The 18,444-nt window shown below is 35.3% G+C and carries 15 protein-coding genes; 11 read left to right on the top strand and 4 right to left on the bottom strand.

Features of this window, described 5'->3' with window-relative positions; genetic code table 11:
* Nucleotides 1-66: 66 nt before the first annotated feature.
* The 4 genes from CQ046_RS22270 to CQ046_RS22255 all read right to left on the bottom strand — a co-directional run bounded on the left by CQ046_RS22270 (nucleotide 67) and on the right by CQ046_RS22255 (nucleotide 3,779).
* Nucleotides 67-411, bottom strand: a complete 345-nt coding sequence (locus CQ046_RS22270) for a hypothetical protein (RefSeq protein WP_105704368.1) — start codon at nucleotides 409-411, stop codon at nucleotides 67-69.
* Nucleotides 412-572: 161 nt separating this feature from the next.
* Nucleotides 573-2,132, bottom strand: coding sequence for a ribonuclease E/G (locus CQ046_RS22265; protein WP_105704367.1), 1,560 nt, complete (start codon nucleotides 2,130-2,132; stop codon nucleotides 573-575).
* A 365-nt stretch (nucleotides 2,133-2,497) separates the two neighbouring features.
* Complete coding sequence (locus tag CQ046_RS22260) at nucleotides 2,498-2,788, bottom strand: HU family DNA-binding protein (RefSeq protein WP_002984212.1); 291 nt, start codon at nucleotides 2,786-2,788, stop codon at nucleotides 2,498-2,500.
* 319 nt (nucleotides 2,789-3,107) lie between these two features.
* Entirely contained in the window at nucleotides 3,108-3,779 is a 672-nt protein-coding gene (locus CQ046_RS22255) for a response regulator transcription factor (protein WP_105704366.1), read from the bottom strand.
* 179 nt (nucleotides 3,780-3,958) lie between these two features.
* Between CQ046_RS22255 and tssO the strand changes: the two genes are divergently transcribed.
* The 11 genes from tssO (at nucleotide 3,959) to CQ046_RS22195 (ending at nucleotide 18,253) form a co-directional block, all read left to right on the top strand.
* On the top strand, nucleotides 3,959-4,495 hold the full coding sequence (gene tssO, locus CQ046_RS22250) for a type VI secretion system TssO (RefSeq protein WP_105704365.1): 537 nt from the start codon (nucleotides 3,959-3,961) through the stop codon (nucleotides 4,493-4,495).
* A 12-nt stretch (nucleotides 4,496-4,507) separates the two neighbouring features.
* Nucleotides 4,508-5,032 carry a type VI secretion system transmembrane protein TssO gene (locus tag CQ046_RS22245; RefSeq protein WP_105704364.1) on the top strand — a complete coding sequence of 175 codons (525 nt, stop codon included), beginning with the start codon at nucleotides 4,508-4,510 and terminating at the stop codon, nucleotides 5,030-5,032.
* A 49-nt stretch (nucleotides 5,033-5,081) separates the two neighbouring features.
* The gene (locus tag CQ046_RS22240) at nucleotides 5,082-5,993 is read left to right on the top strand and encodes a PKD domain-containing protein (protein WP_105704363.1); all 912 of its coding nucleotides are present in this window, start codon (nucleotides 5,082-5,084) and stop codon (nucleotides 5,991-5,993) included.
* 46 nt (nucleotides 5,994-6,039) lie between these two features.
* Nucleotides 6,040-8,445 carry a type VI secretion system protein TssR domain-containing protein gene (gene tssR / locus CQ046_RS22235; protein WP_105704362.1) on the top strand — a complete coding sequence of 802 codons (2,406 nt, stop codon included), beginning with the start codon at nucleotides 6,040-6,042 and terminating at the stop codon, nucleotides 8,443-8,445.
* 395 nt (nucleotides 8,446-8,840) lie between these two features.
* Nucleotides 8,841-9,248 carry a type VI secretion system tube protein TssD gene (gene tssD / locus CQ046_RS22230; RefSeq protein WP_105704361.1) on the top strand — a complete coding sequence of 136 codons (408 nt, stop codon included), beginning with the start codon at nucleotides 8,841-8,843 and terminating at the stop codon, nucleotides 9,246-9,248.
* Between the two features lie 171 nt (nucleotides 9,249-9,419).
* On the top strand, nucleotides 9,420-11,345 hold the full coding sequence (locus CQ046_RS22225) for a type VI secretion system Vgr family protein (protein WP_105704360.1): 1,926 nt from the start codon (nucleotides 9,420-9,422) through the stop codon (nucleotides 11,343-11,345).
* 11 nt (nucleotides 11,346-11,356) lie between these two features.
* On the top strand, nucleotides 11,357-12,691 hold the full coding sequence (locus tag CQ046_RS22220) for a hypothetical protein (RefSeq protein ID WP_105704359.1): 1,335 nt from the start codon (nucleotides 11,357-11,359) through the stop codon (nucleotides 12,689-12,691).
* A gap of 415 nt (nucleotides 12,692-13,106) precedes the next feature.
* Nucleotides 13,107-13,439, top strand: a complete 333-nt coding sequence (locus CQ046_RS22210) for a hypothetical protein (protein WP_105704357.1) — start codon at nucleotides 13,107-13,109, stop codon at nucleotides 13,437-13,439.
* A 261-nt stretch (nucleotides 13,440-13,700) separates the two neighbouring features.
* Complete coding sequence (locus CQ046_RS22205) at nucleotides 13,701-16,199, top strand: ATP-dependent Clp protease ATP-binding subunit (RefSeq protein WP_105704356.1); 2,499 nt, start codon at nucleotides 13,701-13,703, stop codon at nucleotides 16,197-16,199.
* 58 nt (nucleotides 16,200-16,257) lie between these two features.
* Nucleotides 16,258-17,127, top strand: a complete 870-nt coding sequence (locus tag CQ046_RS22200; protein WP_105704355.1) for a lytic transglycosylase domain-containing protein — start codon at nucleotides 16,258-16,260, stop codon at nucleotides 17,125-17,127.
* Between the two features lie 400 nt (nucleotides 17,128-17,527).
* Complete coding sequence (locus CQ046_RS22195) at nucleotides 17,528-18,253, top strand: hypothetical protein (RefSeq protein ID WP_105704354.1); 726 nt, start codon at nucleotides 17,528-17,530, stop codon at nucleotides 18,251-18,253.
* Nucleotides 18,254-18,444: the final 191 nt, after the last annotated feature.

Genomic DNA, 18,444 nt, shown 5'->3' with positions numbered 1-18,444 from the left:
GCATATGATGGAAATATCATTAAAGCTCTTATTTTTGAAACTTAACAAGCAATTATCTATAATTATTTAACAATACCCTAAAAGTTTACCATCATCTTGTTTCTTTAATTGACTATCGGTTGAGATATAAGGTAATTCCAGTTCTCCATTGGTTCCAAAAGATATATCTACAATTCCGTTTGCCGTAAGTTTTGATAAAAAAGATTTTTCAGTTCCAGAACTATTATTTTTATTATAAATAAAATAGATGCTTCCGTCTGAATTCTGAATCATTCTGGACCAATAATTATTGGTGTTGTTTCCTGACGTTGTAAATTTTCCATTTGAAGCAAAACCGTTGTCTTTGGAAATAATCTGAGAAAATGCGCTCTGAGTTAACAGAATAAAAATAAGAATTAATTGTTTTATCATATTGTGTGTATTTCAATGCAAAGTGATAAAAAATTATTGAAATATGAAAAAATCAACCTACTACACACATATCACACACATATCACTTACATATTATATCTTGGTAAATGGTTGAAAATCAAAATAAAAAAACCTTCAGAAAACTGAAGGTTTTAAATTTTTTAATTAGAGAATTCTATCAATTCTTCTTTTTTGGCATTGTAGATTTTGTATTCTAAATATTTAAAAGAATCTCTTGGAACAATGGTTACCCATTTTTTGTATTTGATAAACCATTTCATCTGGATACTTTTAATGCCTTTTGTAAGGTAGGCTTCCACAAATGGGTGTACGTGCAGGTAGATTTTTCCTTTTTCTTTCTGCAGGATGTTTCTTAAGGTTTCACCCATTCTTTCCACGATAACAATTGGAGCTACAATTTCTCCGTCTTTGTTCGGGTTTTCTTCTTTGGTATCGATCTGCTTTTCCGGACGGTTTCTTTGTCTGGTGATCTGGATCAGACCAAATTTACTAGGAGGAAGGATTTTGTGGCGTGCTTTGTCGCGCTTCATTTCCTCTTTCAGATGCTCGTAAAGATCTCTTCTGTGATCAGAATTTGGCATGTCTATGAAATCGATTACAATGATTCCTCCCATATCGCGGAGGCGAAGTTGTCTTGCGATTTCAGTAGCGGCCATTTTGTTCACTTTCAGTGCATGCTCTTTGTTGACAGCTGTTCCGGTGGTAATATTATTACCGGAGTTCACATCAACTACGTGAAGGGCTTCTGTGTGTTCAATAACAAGATAGGCTCCTTTGGAACTCGGAATGTTAACGTGTTTTCCGAAGCTCTGTTTAAGCTGTTTTTCAACATTGTAATATTCCAGAAGAGGAATATGGGAATCGTAAAACTGGACAATATTTTTCTTTTCAGGAGCAATTACTTGCACGTAATTTGTCATTTCATTCACCATTTGCTCGTCATCGCAGATGATATTCACGAAATCCTGATTAAAATTGTCTCTTAAAATAGCTGAAGCTTTGTCTTCTTCGCTTAAAACTTTAGACGGAACTTTATTTCTCTGGATGTTTTTAAAAGTGCTTTCCCATTTCTGAACCAGCTGGTTCATATCATTATGAAGGTCTGCTACTTTTTTTCCTTCCGCTACAGTTCTGATAATGACTCCGAAACCTTCAGGTTTAATACTGTCGATAAGAGTTCTTAATCTTTCTTTTTCCTCAAAGCTTCTGACCTTTTTGGAAATGGAAACTTTATTATCAAAAGGAATTAAAACCAGAAAACGCCCTGTTAATGAAATCTGGGTAGAAATTCTCGGGCCTTTTGTAGAAATTGGTTCTTTGGTAATTTGCAGTAGAACAAGATCATCTTTAGCAATTACTTTGTCTACTGTTCCGTTTTTGTCTATTTCGGGTTGTATCTCGAAATTTTTTAAGCTCGAAGTGCTTTGTTTTTTAGAAATAGTATCTTTTAAAAACTTTCTGTATGTAAGATACTGAGGTCCCAGATCCTGATAATGCAGAAATGCATCCTTGTCATATCCAATGCTTACGAATGCTGCATTCAGATTGGGGGCTAGTTTTTTTACTTTTCCTATAAACAGATCTCCAACTATAAAATCGCTTTTGTCCTCTTGCTCATGAAGTTCACATAGTCTTCCGTCTTCCAGCAGTGCAATCTTTGTAAGATCATCTTCATGCGAAACTATTAGTTCTTTCTTCATTTTTAATAAGATAAAATTGTTAAGATTATAGGAAGTGGATGTTTTTCTAGATTAATTCATCTATTAAATATAAGGATTTTGAATGAAAACCATTATATGTTTATTAAAATAATATTGGAAACCCTCCGCTTTCCAAGGAATCTTATAGTTGCAAACAAAAATATAGTTAGTGAACTTTAAGAATTTAAATCCACCAACTATATTATTATATTGTAAATCTCGAAAAGAGAGATTATTTTTTCTTATGTCTGTTTGCTCTTCTTCTTTTCTTTCTTTTGTGAGTAGCAACCTTGTGTCTTTTTCTTTTCTTTCCGCTTGGCATAATTTTAATTTTTTAGTAACTAGTTAATATTCAGTTAATGTTCTTATTTTACTGCAACTTTAGTTTTTACTTTCTCTACAAAAGATTTTGAAGGTTTGAAAGCAGGAATGTTATGAGCAGGAATCTCAATTGCAGTGTTCTTAGAAATATTTCTTCCTGTTTTAGCAGCTCTTGTTTTAATGATAAAAGATCCAAAACCTCTTAGATAAACGTTATCCCCATTATACATAGAAGTTCTGATCTCCTGCATAAAAGCTTCTACAACTTTCTGTGTTTCATTCTTTTCTGTTCCCAACTTATTTGAGATGGTGTTTACCAATTCTGCCTTTGTCATTTCCTTATTTTAATTTTAAATTTTAGGTGTGCAAATTTAGTTAAAAAAATTGAATACTAGCAAATTAGTGGCAAAATATTTTTATTCAAATCGTTGAGCTTTTAATGTGTATGCTATATTAAGGCGGGCTGGCAATAATTTAACAATAAAATAATGTAACGGGATAAAGATACAAAAAAATAATGAACAAAATTTAATAAATGCCTGTAGAAATAGGCTCTGGAGGGTTTTCTTACTTTTATTTAAAAAATTAATGTGCCCTCATCCGGCTCCATCAGTGATCCGGAATTTAAGATGGTAAATACTCACTCAGATTTTTTTATAAACTGGAATTGTAATATCCATTTTCTACACAGAATCGGATAAGATGAAGCTTGGTTTTTAATCCTAGCTTTTCTGTAAGGCGGTTGATATAAGTATCAATAGTTCTCGTACTCAGATTGAGCTTTTCTGCAATTTCTTTATTACTGAAACCTTCATAGCAGAATCTCATCAGCTGTATTTCAGACGGAGAAAGCTCTTCCTGTCCTTTTTTCTGCCTGTCCATGTATTCCTGTACAGCAAGTGGTTGCTGCTCCCACTCCTTAGAATAAGCACTGTAATCAAAATCGTCGGAAGCTATACTTCCTTTGATAATATCCTTTATAATGGTACTTTTCTTCTGACAGTAATAAATATTGGGAATTTTGGAAAGAATTTCCGCCATATCCTCCTGGTAAGTCCCGGAATAAGTGATAATAGGTGTTTCCGTATTGTTTTTTCTGATGTATTTGATGGCTTCAATTCCGCTTAATACCGGCATAAAGAGTTCTATAATAAACACATCTTCCTGTCTTCTGTAGATTCTGTTCACAAGCTCATGCCCATTGTTACAGTCATTCAGAAGCATATAGAAAGGGTTTTCCATCAGTGTTTTGATCATTATTTTTTTAAAATAAAAATCACTGTCAGCAATAGAAAAACGCACGGTATTAGATAATATTTTACTCATTCTTAATATCGATTTGGCGAATGATATTCAAAATTTAGAGGTCTAATGTATGAAAAACTTATCAAAGAGGAAATTAATATTAATTTAATCAGGGTTTTCACGAAACAGGTCTGGGGAAATTACGTATTGTGCATAAAATTTTTTTTTTATATTTTCACAGGCCAAACAAATCGCAAATTATGTCTTCTAACAGGGAAAAAAAATTAAACAAATCTGACGTCAGAATAGGCATTTGGAAGTTTATTCTGTCTTTTGTCGTTTTGTCGGTTGTCACTTTTTCGTGTTTATTTCTCTTCTTTAAGAGTTATGATATACAACGGGAAGGGATCAGCCGGGAAGCTGAAGCCTATAAAGAACTGATGCTTCGAAGTGACGTACTGAGAGACCACATTGATGATATTTACGACAAAATGAACCAGCTTAGTATCAATAAGGTGGAGAATGATGTATTTCTCAGAACCAGCATTATGGATAACGTGAGAGATGCTAAAAATATTATGGGTAAAGACAGTGCCCAAAGCTTTAAGCATTACGCTATACTGATGAAGCAGATTGTACCGATGATGACTTTAAAAGCCAAGATCATCGAAGTAGAGTACCAGAAGAAAACCGTCTTAAGGGATCTGGATGAATGTATGGGTAAAATAAAAGTGACCAACAACGAGCTTAGAAAAGACCCTACAAGAAATTTCACAGGAAGTAAAAGAAGAAGATAAAAAAGAAAAGCAATGCAAGGACAAATCACACTATCTAAAAAAGAAAGGCATTATCAGTTTTTTTATTTAATACTGATGCTTGTGACGGCGATGTTATTTTTGGGAGTCATCTTTTTAAAAGGATTTGTATCTCCCTTTTCTGATGAAGATGTTAGAGGAATTCAGAATCTGGAGCAGAAAGCTGAATTTGAGCAGCACCAAAAAGTGGTTATACCTATCATGGACAGTACTTATGCCATGATCACCAAGCTTACTAATGATGGTCCACAGCCTTTTGTGGAAAACAATATTCAGCTGGGCGTTAATGACCTTAACAGCTATTTTAACGGGACTGATGTAGTAGATATCCGAAAAGATGCCTACCCTCAGATCGCCAAATTCTATAAAATGTACTTTGATGACAAAAAAGTAATTTCAACAACCTCAGAAGACATTAAGATTTTCCAGAAACAGGTAGATGAATGCAGAATAGGATTTAAAGATAAGCAGAATAAGCTTTATCAGCGAGAGCAAGATCTGAAAGCAAGAATGCAGTAAGCCAAGAAATACTAGGAACTTTACATAAAACACATCACAATTATTAACTATGAATTATTTTCAAAAGAACAAAAAGAACATTATTATTGGTGTAGTGGCAACTCTGCTCATTGCGGCACTGGTTGCACTATGGCTGCAGAAAAAGGTAATCCATTCTGCTGATGATATTGTTGGAGTGGTTTATCCGTCTTCACTGGCGGTAGGAGACACGCTTTTATTCGAAGATAAGACCCAGTTTGCGAAAACCAAAAGATGGAATTTCGGAGACGGTACTACTTCAGACAAAAACAGCGGGATTCATTTCTATAATAAACCGGGATACTATCAGGTAAGTTTGATCGTTGACAATAAGTACACGAAATCTTTCCCTGTAATGGTAAGCGCAAGAAGCGTTCAGAAAGCAAAAGATACAGCAAAAAGTACGACTACTATCGAAGCGGCTTCTCAGGCTATGCAAAATGAAAATGTACCTTTCCGTGCCGTTTCCGAAGCAAAACAATTTGCATGGAAATTCGGAGAAACAGGAAATACAGATTCTAAAGATAAGTTTACCTTCTATTCTTATAAAAAACCCGGAGATTACATAGTAACTCTATATACTGAAGAAACCCAGGAGCCTATCTACCACCGTATCAAAATTCTTCCTGCTTATGATGCTCTTGCTGAAGAGGAAGTATCGGTAGAAGATTCTTATGCAAAAGTAGATAACGATTTTAAATATCACCTGCAGCAGATTGCGAATGGAAACAGCTTCAATATGCATTACAATTATCTGTTGAAAACCTATCTGTGTAACAATGAAAACACCGTTGTAAAGGTGAATGACAGCAAAGTGAATAACTTCTACATGTACTGTGCAGGGCTGCAGTTTGACAAAAATACTGTGATTCAGACGGTAAAAGTAAACCTGGATGATACACAGAACTGTGTAACTAAAGTAGAAATCAATCAAAGCAAATAATATCATCCGATTTTACGGATGCGCCAATCATTAAAGATAAAATAGGATGAATAATAAATTTCCTCTAGCAGCATATTATATAGGGTTATCAGTATTATTGACGAGTTGCCAGGTAAAGCTGCCGTCAAAGAAAACCCCGGAGCCGTCACAATACGGTCAGGTGGATGCTTCCCCTGTCGTAAACGGTTATCCTAAAAAGTCAGTTCCATGGATTGTTATTTCAGACAGATCCAGAAACACAGCTTATTTGGATAAAGATGATGAGAAATCTTACAAAGAAGTGAAATTTCTTGAGCCTTTAATGGTTTTAAAACATAGGGACGGAATGGTAAAGGTAGCAGAATATGTACCTGATGCTTTAATGAAAAAGGTTTCGTCAAAATCAATCAAAACATATGGCTGGATTCAGGAATCAGATCTCCTTCTTTGGAACAATGCCCTGAGAAGCGAAAAAACAGGGTATCCTGTAAGAGTTGCAGTAGTCCCTAACAACAGCGAGGTGATAAGAAGTGCTGAAAGATACTATAAGAATGACTCTATCATGGTTTTCAACTCACCAAGCCTTATCGAAGCTGCCAATGTAAAAATTCCAAACGGACAAATTGTATATGTCTACAAACAGGCAGAAAACAACAAACGATTTTTAGTAGGTAAAAAACCTTCCATTGATATAGACAGCATTGGGAAAGGATTGTACGGATGGGTGAGTTCCAACGTGATTTCCAGCTGGGGAGAACGTTCCGCTATCAAACTGAAAAATACGACAGGAATTACAGATACCACTCTGGGAATTCATGAAGGACATCCTGGTGGTTCTGCTTCAGATGCAGAAAATAAAACAGCTATTCTTCTTACTGATGTTAACAAAAGAACACCGCTGGAGAACATTTTTCCTGTAAATCTTCCACTGGAAGAAACACCTACTCTGGATACCAAAACAAAATATTTTACCAATATTTTAGATTACAGCAAAAACTTTGTATCAAATGTATTGGGAGAACCTATTTATTTTGACCGTTACAGAGAAATCACAGAAAAAGATAAAAATATCAATATTGTTTTTGCATTAGACGTAAGTGCAGCCAACACACCTTATGCACCTATTGTAAAATCATTACTACAAGATCTTCAGCTTAGATTCGAGAAGCCATCTTATTTCAGCAATGTTAAATATGGAGTGGTTTTATACAAAAACAACCCTTGCGGAAATAACGTTTCTGTATCGAACTTAAGTTCAGATTACAGCAAGATCACTATGTTTATTGATCAGAAAACGAATGAAATGAACTGCGCCAGCAATAACGGCTATCAGCCGGTAGGAGAGGCTCTTACTGCTGCAGGAAACCTTCTTTCCAACGTTGCAGATGAAGCCAATATTGTGGTTACGGTAGGAACTTCTGCTAATCAAAGCGGCAATATGTACAGTGTAATAAGTTCGTTAATGCAGGCTCAGGCAAGGCTGATCATGTTCCAGACCAGTGCAAGATCATCAGATAATTACAATGATTTTGTATTGATGGCAGAAAATATTGTGACCAATACAGCCAAAAACATTGCGGAACTTAAGAAACAAAAGATCATCAACCAAAATGATGTTTTGACCAAAAATAATTTCAGTTTGGTGGAAGGTGACGAAGGGTTCTTCTCATTGGCTTATCCTAAACAGAGTATGTCTCAGGGATTCGTTATTTTCCCTAAAAAAGGAGATATTACGACTCCGGGATTCCTGAAAAAATCTGTAGACAGCCTTATTTCTCAGGTTACCTTAGACAATCAGACTATTGATAAATCATTGAATGAATATTTCCATTCTTCAGTAGGAGCAGGAAGAACAGATGTTGATTTAAAATACAAATATCTGTATCCAGGACTTACCAATCCGGTTTCGGCAGGAATTGCAGCACAGCTGATTAACTACGGAAGCCCGTTCCTTGTGAAAGGGTATATTCCAAAAGAACTGAAAGATTTTACACCGGGAATAGAAAAAGGAATTCTTATTTCTGAATCTGAATATGATAACCTGAAAGCTTTCTACACTGAAGTATATAAAAATACTCAGGCAGATCGTCCGGACTTTAATCAGGCAAGAGCAGTGAAAGAATATGTGAAACTGCTTAAGAAATATAATCCAACCATAAAATTCTTAGATAAAGGAGCGCTTTACGAATTACCAATGTCTTACGCTATTGGGATGAGTACGGGATTCGATCTTTCTGAAGAAGAATTAATGGCTAAATATAAACTGAAAGGCTGGAAAAAATCTAAAATCGTTCCTAATGAGACGGTAAAGAATTATTTCCATCACTATAAGAATTTAGCAGACAGATTGCTTGCCAACAGAAATAACCCTGCTGTAAAGATTCAGCAGAACGGGCAGACTTTCTACTGGCTGAATGAATACTTTACGCCATCAAGAATTCCGACAGAACAACCGGAATATACCAAACATTAAGAAATTCATTTCCATAATATTAAAAGCAGAAGTACACACTTCTGCTTTTTTTTAACATACCAACACGCTCCCTCAAAAAAGCACCCCAATTCCCAAATCCTTTATCCTCTCACTCTCCAACCCTCCAACATAACACCCCGTACCCTAATTATTTCTCCCCACGGTGTAAAAATATTTTTTATCTTAAAAAAGGGATTTAATTTAAAACACTGTATTGATGAATGTTGTGAGCCTGTGATTAAATCTAATATCGTAGAATTACGACAAGAAGTCGTAGAACTACTACAATTTTTCAGATTTGTGATGAAAAGTTTTTTTTAGCGGAAAAGAGCCTCTATATTTGTTCTACAATCACTGAATCACAAAATATTACTAACGATTAAAATTTATTAATCATGGCCGAAAGAAATTCAAGAGGAATCTTAAAATTCAACAATGGCGAAGGACAAAAGCTGTTGAAAATGAACTACAGCGTATCCAGATCTACAGACGTTTCAGGACGTGTAGCATCAGATCCTTCTAACGCATTAATCAAGGTTACAGTAGAAGCTACTGAAAAATCTGATATCCTGGAAAGCTTGTTAAATGGTAAATACAAGCCAACAGTAGGAGAAATTACATTCAACAAGTCTCACGAAGAAGGAACATTAATTACTTTGAACTGGCAGAACGGATATGTAATTCAACATCAGGTTGATTTTGATGCCATTGATAGTGACAGTATGCTGATCAGCTTCGTAGTGAGTGCAGAAACCATCGACTATGGTACTTCTCAGTTTGCAGGACTTTGGCCAACCAGCTAAATTTATACACATTATCAACATTCATAAGAAAAAAGACTGTCCCTATTTATGGCGGTCTTTTTTTGCCTGGATGAAACACTATCATGAGAATTTTATTGTATAACCTATTTGTATAATGTCTGTTATATAAAATATTGTTATCTTCCAAGACCAAACACAAACACAAAGAATATGAAAACCGAATCAAAGACAAAAGGATCTTCTTTCCGTCCATCACAGAATGCAGACGGAATATCCGAGAATCATCATGCAGGGATCAACCGGCTGGTAAAATTGTCACTGGTTGTGGAGGGAAAAATTATTAAATACTATAAACATTTCACCCTTAAACAAAAAGCAAGTCATCATCACGAATTCAGTCTTACTCTTGCTCACGATGCACTGGGAGACAGACAAACTCATACCCTTGAAGAAGCCAATAAATTTTTAGGAAAACGCCTCACTGCTGTTATTTCTTACAAGGATATTGAGAAAAGTCCTGAAAGAAATTTTGTGGGGATTATTACGAAAGTAGGATTCAGTCAGGAAAAAATGAGCCTTGGAAACATAGTACTTTCCGGATACAGTCCCACAATTTTGCTGGATGGGGCTCCTCATATCCAAAGTTTTGGTGGCGGACAATCCGTTAATATGGGAATTATCGCTGAAGAAGTAATCAAACAAGGAATTGATAAAGAAAGGTTCGATATAAGAGTAGATACCAATGATTATTCTCAAATTATTTACAGCAGCCAATATAACGAAACCCATTATAATTATCTGGCGAGAATGGCAGAAGCGTATGGAGAGCAATTTTATTATGATGGTGAAGTCTTGCACTTCGGGAAGCTTCCGCCTCAGAATAAGCCTATAAAACTCTTTTATGGAAGCAATGCAGATCATGTAAAGGTAGAACTGAAAGCTGTACATACAAAACCTCAATATTATGGCTACAACAGCAGTAAAAATGAAAAACTGACTTCAGGAGAAACTCCGGTAAATCATTTAAGTGATCTTGCCCGTACATCATACAGTCATAACGATAAAATATATAAAACTCCGGCCCTTCAGATGGCCCCGATTAAAGCTACCACTCATCTGGATGTAGAGCATTCGCAAAGAAGTACTTCAGGAAGTGAAGCAGTCAATGTGTTTTCAGTTTCCGGATCTACAAGCGTTCCTTTTCTGCATCCGGGATGTATTGTTGATATTCATATGAGAAAACCGGATAGTAATGAAACTTCCTACTTTACAAAAGTAATGGTAACAGAAGCTGTTTATGAAATTGATACCATCGGGCATTATACTGGGACTTTTGAATCCATTGCCGCAGACACAGGTTTTCTTCCCAAACCTGAATTTACTATACCATCAGCACAGCCACAGATCGCAACTGTAATTTCTAATACAGATCCGGAAGGGCAGGGAAGAGTTCAGGTGAGATTCGACTGGCAGATGAATGATACTACTCACTTTGTTAGGGTGATGAGCCCAGATGCAGGAGGAACAGATCAGATCACTCAAAACAGAGGATATGTAGCCATTCCTGAAATAGGAGATCAGGTGATGGTTAATTTCGTTCATAGTCATCCGGACAGACCGTTTGTGATGGGAGGAATGTTCCATGGCGGAATAGGTCTTGGCGGAGGTGTAGACAACCGTGTAAAATCCATCCAAACGAGAAGCGGACACCGAATCGTTTTCACAGAAGATGAAAGCATCATTATTACAGATAAAAGCGGCAATGAGATTCATCTGGATACCACAGGAAGTAATATTAATATCACAGCACCGGAAACCATGACCCTGAACTGTAAGAATATGAATATCAATGTTGGTGAAAATATGAATACGACGGTGGGAATGAATAAAAATAATTCCGTAGGAATGAATATTATGGAGTCAGCAGGAGCAAATATCTTGCAGAATGCAACGTTAGATTATAGTCTAAACGCAACTAATATACTTAAAATAGCAAGCGAGAATTATTCTTATGAAGCGCAAGATATTCATAAAAATGCTGCAGAAGGAATTGAAGTAGCAGCTTCAAAGGATTATGTACAGAATAGTGAGCAGACAATTCACAATTTATCAGGAGAAAAAGGGCATAATGCATAAATCCGAAAAAGATGGCAGAGCAAGATCAAAAAAAACATGGACAAATACAAATATTTGCAAAGAACATAAGAGGGAATGCTAATGGTTGTATCTTAGAAGAAAGTCGTTATATCAAAAACATAGCAAGTGGAAGACATATTCAGAATGGGTATGCTGGTGGAGTGAATAACGGTGTCAATAATCCAAGAAAAGAAGCTTTAAGGGTTATAAAGGTTGAGGGTCCATTTGATGAGAAAAATAAATTAGTTGATACAATTGAAAAAGGAAAATGGTATACTTATAAAGCTAAATTTAACAGAGAGCCAGAAAAACGAGAATTAAAAATGTTAAAATGGGCATCAGAGTATGATGAAACTGGTAAAAAGAATTTATTATCAGATGTGTCTAATAGGGAAAAAGAGGAAATTGTACATCAGGTTTTTACAAGTAGCATAAATTTAAGACTCAAGATATATGCATATTTTCAAAATCCTGTTACTTTTACTAAGGCTGAAATAATTCAGGGAGAAGTGTTATTAATTGTGGGCACTGAGCAGCATTCCCAAACTTATGGGAACAAATTAATGTTTCCTGCACAGGCTGTAAGAGAGATTCGAGAAAACTATAAGAATCACAAGCATGTCAATATAATTATCTTCAAAGATGAATTTACTGAAATGCAATTAAGTATTATTAAAAGAGATGCAAAAAAATGGAATACTGATTTATATTTTAAGAAGATTAATTCTGTGTCTGAGCTAATTACATATATAAATAATGGAGATGCAACAGTTGCACGAAGTAGAACTAAAATTTCTACGATAAAAATATTCTCACATGGTCTGCCAAGTGTTTTAGATTTTGGTTTGGATGGTGATAATGAAGACTCTCAACGTTTTAAAATTCAACATGTATCTCAGCTGAAAAAAGAAGTATTTACAGAAAGGCCAGAGATTTATTCATATGCGTGTAGAACGGGCAATAGTGATGGGAGAGCTGTAACTTTAAATCCTTCTTATAAATATGATACTAAATCAATAAATCTGGTTAAACCTAATGAAAGCCTAGCTCAAAAATTAGCTGATCATTTAAACGCTAAGGTGTATGCCTTTTTACGAAGAAGTAATTATACTCCTACTTGGTTGGATAAAGGAAATAAAGACTACAAATCGAAATATATGACTATAGAAGATGAAAATGTAAGTAATCCGTTAAATCCTAAAGATTGGTTTAGAAAAGGATGGGATGAAGCTCTTTGGAATCCCGATGGTGCATTTTTACTTCCAAAATCAGGAGAATCTCCTTCGGGATTATTGCAGAGTGGAATGTTTGTTTTTGAAAAAGATAAAAAAGAAACGAAAAAATAAATAAAAATAATGAGATATATCAAAAACATAATGCTTTTTGCTATTGTATATATATTACTGTTTGTAACCACATTTTTTTCAATGAAAGAATATTCAAGTGATGTATCTGCATCATGTGTTGATTGTTCTTATTTAAGAGATGTTTTAATTTTTTCTCTTTTTTCTTCAATAATAATAATAATACTCTTTTTTTTGGTTAAAAAGTTCGTAAAAAGAAAACAGCTTATTTCTATTATAGTCATAATTGCTTTTTTAATATCTGTTCTTATCAATAACTATAATATTTTCGTTGACAGAGTTTCAGCATGGAGCTCTTTTTCATTTGAAGGGGAGATAATGGGGGTTATTTCATCATCATATTTATATACAATAATCAGTGTGATTTTGTTGTGGTTTTTTATTAAAAAAATCACTGTTGTCCGATAAAGTAATAAACATATTTAAAACAAAACAGCCAGCGGTAATCCGCACTAGTGCCGATTTTGCAATAGCCAAAGTAAAGCTCCTGAATGAGTTTAAAAATAGTTCCGAAAACAAAATTCTCAAGCGCATCTTAGGCTATGCTTTAAATAAAATAAAATTTGATGAACTGAATCTCGGGGATGAAAATGCAGATTTTTCAGAAATCATCAAAACCACATTGATTGAGAAATTACATGAACTGGCCGAACCTTCAGCTATGCTATTCTATATCTACATAGGGCTTCAATGGTTCAGTTTGATTTTACTATATTTTTTGAATATTTAAAAGAAAATTGAGGGTATAGCAATAATTGGGGAACAGATGAATGCGTTGCAGTCATGCTTAAAAGCAAAAAAATACGGTTGATACTTCTCTAATTGAAGAATTAACTATCTTTATATCATTTAGAATAAAATAGTTAATTTTAGCTACACGAAAAAAATAAGTTTTGATTCCTTGGTAAAAGGATAAAAAACTGAGATTAAAATCATCAAATCTGAAGACACTAAAACAGAACGCAAATATATTAATATAAGAAAATTATAAATGGGAGTACTAGTAACCAACGAAACCGTAAAGCAGCTATTTCACATCGCTCAGTCGATAGCGAAAGAAAACTATAATGGAACTTATGGAGGGCCGCACATTCTGCAGGCTCTGATGCATAAAGATATCGGACTCAATGAATTCCTGAAAAGTATAGATAAAGATCCCGGATATTTCTACGAATGGGCAGACGTCCGCATTGAAGAATATCCAAAAACCAACCATCTTCCCGATGAAGTAGGGCAAGATAATGTGATAGATACTCTTATTGAAGAAGCTGATGATATCCGTTTAAAATTAGGATTGGATGAGATTACACCCATCTGTATTCTTACAGCTATCGTAAAACCACAGGTGGTATTCTCACTTCAACAGTTGAAGTCACTTCCATTGAGAGAACATGAAATCTTCAACCTGTACAGAAAAGATACACCGTTTACCGTTTCTGAAGACGGTGATTTTTCATCCTTATTTTCAAATAACGGTTCAGACTATTCAGACAATTCATTTCCTTCCATTAAAAGCTATTGTTTAGACAGAACAGCACAGGCAAGAAAGGGTGAAATTGAAAATATTATCGGTAGAGACAAAGAACTCAGAATGCTGGTTGAAATTCTTTGCCGAAGAAGCAAACCCAATGTCATCATCATTGGAGAACCTGGAGTTGGGAAAACAGCTTTGGTCGAAGGATTTGCTACAGAAATCATTAAAGGAAACGTCCCTGAAATGCTTAAAAACGGTACCCTTTTAGAACTGGACACCGGAGCACTATTAGCTGGAACCTCTTACAAAGGTGAAATTGAAGACCGACTGAAAAAAGTAATCAATGAATGCAAGAAAATTGAAAAAGCCATTCTTTTCATTGATGAAATTCATACCCTTTTAGACCCGAAAGGAAGCATCGGAAACGTTGCCAATCTTCTGAAACCAGAGCTTGCCAGAGGTGAAATTACCGTAATCGGAGCCACAACTCAGGAAGAATACAGAAAAATTATAGAACCCGAACAGGCGTTCAACCGTCGTTTTGAAGTTTTAACCGTTCTTGAACCGGATGAAAAGACCTGTGTGAAAATGATTGATGTCCTTCTTGATGGCTACAAAAAACACCATGGTATCGAAGTAGAAAAAACTGCTCTTCCGGAATGTGTACGTTTAGCAAAAAGATATGCAAAAGGTAAAAAACTACCGGATGCCGCTATTGATCTATTAGACAGAACAATGGCCGCCATCAAAATGCTTGATGAATTATCAGAAAAAGAATTAAATAGCTGGAAAGAAAGCTACGATGCTATCTTAACAGAAGAATATGCAGACAGCAAAGATAAAGCCGACGAGCTTATCTGGACTTACAACCTGCTAAGAGATAAAATAAGTCCGATTCTATGGGGATCATTGAGTGAGCAGCCTGCAATTGACAACTCTATGCCAATAGATCAGATTCAGAAAATTATTGAAGATACTTACGCAGAACTTCTACAGCATGCTGCCAAGAAAAGAGAAAAAGTAGACAGACTGGAACTCGCAGCCGTAATGGCCGCCAAAACCAATATTCCAATCGGTAAAATCCAGGCTCAGGAAAAAGAAAAACTCCTGAATATGGAATCCCTTCTATTGAACAGAGTCGTAGGACAGGATCATGCACTAAAAATCCTATCCGATGCTATTGTTGAAAACCGAAGCGGATTGAATAAACCCGGGCAGCCAATTGGATCTTTTTTCCTTCTGGGACCTACTGGAACCGGTAAAACAGAGCTGGCAAAATCAATGGCAGAATTACTTTTCAACGATGAAAAGGCAATGGTGCGCTTTGATATGTCGGAGTTCAAAGAAGAACATTCTGCAGCATTGCTATATGGAGCACCTCCGGGATATGTAGGATACGAAGAAGGAGGTATGCTTGTTAATAAAATCAGACAGCAGCCTTATACCGTTGTTTTATTTGACGAAATTGAAAAAGCCCACCATTCTGTCTTTGACGTATTTCTTCAGATTATGGACGAAGGAAAAGTTCATGACAAATTAGGTAAAGAGGGCGACTTTAGCAACGCATTGATTCTGTTTACCTCCAACATTGGAAGTGAAGAAATTGTAAAACAGTTTGAAGAGGGAAAAATTCCGGAATCATCTTCACTGATGCAGATTATGTCAAATTCAGGACGATTCAGACCAGAATTCTTAGCGAGAATTACAGAAATTATTCCTTTTGCCCCGATTACAGAATCCATTGCAGAAAGAATCTTTAATATTCAGTTGAAATCCCTCCATACTTCATTAACCAGATTAGGAATTGCCCTGAAAATAAGTGATGATGCCGTAAGAAATCTGGCATTAGGTGGATTCAGCAGTAAGTATGGGGCAAGACAGATCTCAGGAGTAATCCGTGCACAGCTTGCCAGGCCTATCTCCAAAATGATCGTCAGAGAAGAAGTAAAATCCGGCCAGACCATTCATGTAGATTGGAATAATGAAGAAGGTAAAATTAGCTGGAAAGTAGATTAATGATGAAGCAAAAGGGCAGATCTGCAAATTTGTCTTTTTGCTCACAAATAAAATTACAATGAAAACAATAGTCAGAAATATCTTTACAGGTTTTCTATTATTAGGATCCGTCGTTATGATCAACGGACAGTTTCTTGCCGCCTCTGATACCTCGGAAAGCAGTGTGAAAAAATACAAAGGAATCATTAATGCCAATAAAGATCTGGTAGAATTTATAGAACAGCTGCTACTTCAGAAAGGACTTCCCAAACATTTGAGAAACCTAGCACTCATAGAATCCCATTTTGATAGAAATATCACCTCCGGAGCCGGCGCAGTCGGAGTCTGGCAGTTTATGACGGCGCATGCCAACCAGTACGGACTTACGGAACAGGGACGTACCGATCTTTATAAAAGCACAAAAACAGCTGCTATTTCTTTAAGCAATCTGTATAAAAAATATAATAACTGGGTAACAGTAGTAGCTGCTTATAACTGTGGTGAAGGAAATATTGCCAAAGCCATGCAGGCTGCAGGTTCGTCTCAATACCACGAGTTTTCCAAATACCTTCCGTTAGAAACCATTAATCATGTGAAGAAATACCTTAATGCATGCTATGCAACAGGAGAACTTCAAAGTGTATTAAATAACTATAATTCATCAAGAATCAATAAAGTTTTCTTTGAAGGAGACAGAAAAACAACTCAGGCAGCTCTTTCCGAAACAGAGATCAATGCAGGATTCAACCTTAAAGTGGTTGCCGATGAACTGAACGTAGAAGTAGATAAAATCCTCGCCTGGAATCCAGGTATTGTAGAAGAACTGCAGAAAAAAGGTGAAAGTTCTTTCTACCTTCCTGTTGATCTGATGCCAGATTTTCTGCTTAGAAAAAATAAGATATTGGTTCGTTCCATAAAAGAAGGAGCAAATACACAGGCTCAACAGTAAAATAATCTCAGATTAAAATAAAAATGGCAATCAGTTTTTAACTGGTTGCCATTTTTATAGTAAAGAAATAGTATTTCAATTGGATTTATATAGGATTGTATATGATCAAATTCTCATTTTTTTTCTAAATTTTCATTCAGATTGTATTAATTTTCAAATAATATATAGTTTTTTTCCTAAAAATTTAAATTCAATTTCATTTTATTATTTTCAATCTATGAGGCATTATTAAGCTGTATTTAATGCCGATGTAATACCTGTGTAATACCTTATTTTTTGTGCATGTAATACCAGTGTAGTATCTAATTCTTTTTTATGTTTTGAGCCGGAACATAACTTTTTCTCCGAAAAAGAGATGTTGTAATTTCTTGATCAATTTAAAATATAAAACACAATAAAAATGACAAAAAAAAACCTTACAATTTTGGCACTATTGTCTTTCATGAGTGTATTTTCCCAAGTAGGTGTTAATACAACTAACCCACAAGGTACTTTTCATGTTGACGGAGCAAAAGACAATGTTTCTACAGGAGTTCCTACAGTCTCTCAGCAGGCTAATGATTTTGTGGTGACATCCGCAGGAAATACAGGAATTGGAACCATTAGTCCAACGAATAAATTGGAAGTCGTTTCCGGTACAGCAGGAACATCTGGTCTTAAGTTGACTAATTTGCCCGCTGCTAGTTACCTTGGTACAGATGCTAGCGGAAATGTTATAGATGTGAATTCTGCAACTGTAGGAGTTTCTGTTGTTAAACAAAAATTAGTCACAGCTAGTAGCACTGTTGAAGTAACGACTCAAAATGGATTATATAGTTTTAGATATAATGGAAGTTCAACCGGAGGTTCTTGGCAAGTTAAATTTTTGGGCTCTGGAAGTAGACCATTGTCAGTATTTATTATTGAATACTGGACACCTACAGCATACAGTACTGGTACAGGTACGGGAACATTAGCATCAGGAAATTGGGTTAATATTCCTGGAAGTACAAATGTGGGAACAGTAAATGAATTAAATATATTTAGAATATATGATACTACTGATGGAACGACTTATCGTTTCGAAGGAAATTTAATATCAGTTAGTGGAGTAACAAAAGAAGCTATGATTGTTGAGCAGTTCTAATGTAAGGATAAAGAAAGTAAATTATAAAAAGGAAAAATCTCTAAGAGGTTCTTCCTTTTTTATGTTATAATTCAGCAATGTTTTCTGGTGTTTCAAACTTTTGTTAAATCATGCCAAATTTTTATTAAAAAATCTTAATATTTCTCACTCGTGTGGAAAATTATTGTTTTTGTTGTTCTTTTTCAATGAGG

The organism is Chryseobacterium sp. MYb7 (assembly GCF_002979455.1).
GTDB lineage: Bacteria > Bacteroidota > Bacteroidia > Flavobacteriales > Weeksellaceae > Chryseobacterium.
The sequence above is the reverse complement of the archived record's forward strand: the minus strand, read 5'-3'. Positions and strand labels throughout refer to the sequence as shown.